Below are 1,130 nucleotides of genomic sequence, written 5' to 3'. Positions count from 1 at the left end.
CTATGAAAGACTACTATCAGATACTTGGTGTTTCAAAAGATGCGTCGGACGCTGAGATAAAGAAGGCGTTTCGCACACTGGCACAAAAGTACCACCCCGACAAAAAAGGTGGCGATGAGGCAAAATTTAAAGAAGTGAGCGAGGCGTACGCCGTACTTGGCGACAAGAAAAAGCGAGCAGAATACGATGCATACGGCCGCTCATATGCCGGTGGCGCACACGGGTTTGACGGGTTCGACTTCTCGCAATTCCAACAAGGATTTGGCACTGACGGGTTTGAGTTTGATCTCGGTGACATCTTCAGCGAGATATTCGGCGGACGGCGCGGTGGCACACATGCGCGCCGTGGTCGTGATATCTCCATGGACCTTGAGCTTGATTTTGAAGAAGCTGCGTTTGGCGTAAAACGCACAGTGCTCATACACAAGCGAAGCTACTGCACCTCGTGCGACGGCACGGGCGCTGCAAGCAAAGAGACGGTCACCTGTGCCACCTGTAATGGAAAAGGTTCCATACGAGAGACGCGCCGATCCATATTGGGTACATTTACCAGCCAGCGACCGTGCAACTCCTGCTACGGAACAGGTTCGGTGCCAAAAGACCCGTGTGCAACCTGTGCCGGCAGTGGCGTAGTTGACAGACAAGAAGAAGTTGCTGTCACCATACCTCCCGGTGTTGACAACGGCGAGGGAATTCGCCTTGCCGGAAGAGGGGAGGCGGTACCTCACGGAGTTGCCGGAGATCTGTATATCAAAATACATGTGCGCCCACACAAAGTGTTCACCCGTAGCGGACGTGACATCCGCATGACGCTCAATGTTAAGCTCACTGACGCGCTTCTGGGCGCAACGTATACCATACCGACACTTGAGCACAAAGACATCACACTCAAAATTCCGCCCGGTATCTCTCACGGCGAGACGCTACGGGTCGCCGGCAAAGGTATCCCGCACGAAACGCACGGTCGCGGTGACCTGCTCGTTACCGTGCATATTGATTTCCCAAAGAAACTCTCAAAAAACGCCCAAAAACTCGTTGAAGAGCTGAAGAAAGAGGGTGTGTAGAGAGTTGCTTGTGTGAATTGTTTAAACGTCTTTGGGTTATGCATCTGCTATTATGTACAGATGTCG

At 52.4% G+C, this 1,130-nt stretch carries 1 protein-coding gene; it reads left to right on the top strand.

The window, feature by feature from the left end; genetic code table 11:
* The first annotated feature begins 2 nt into the window (after nt 1-2).
* Nucleotides 3-1,064 carry a molecular chaperone DnaJ gene (gene dnaJ / locus D6783_06195; protein RME51971.1) on the top strand — a complete coding sequence of 354 codons (1,062 nt, stop codon included), beginning with the start codon at nt 3-5 and terminating at the stop codon, nt 1,062-1,064.
* Nucleotides 1,065-1,130 lie beyond the last annotated feature (66 nt).

Source organism: Candidatus Woesearchaeota archaeon (assembly GCA_003694805.1).
Classification (GTDB): Archaea; Nanobdellota; Nanobdellia; order Woesearchaeales; family J110; genus J110.
The sequence above is the reverse complement of the archived record's forward strand: the minus strand, read 5'-3'. Positions and strand labels throughout refer to the sequence as shown.

Excerpts from the sequence above, each read along its gene's own strand:
- dnaJ (RME51971.1), top strand. The coding sequence starts at position 3 with ATGAAAGACTACTATCAGATACTTGGTGTTTCAAAAGATGCGTCGGAC.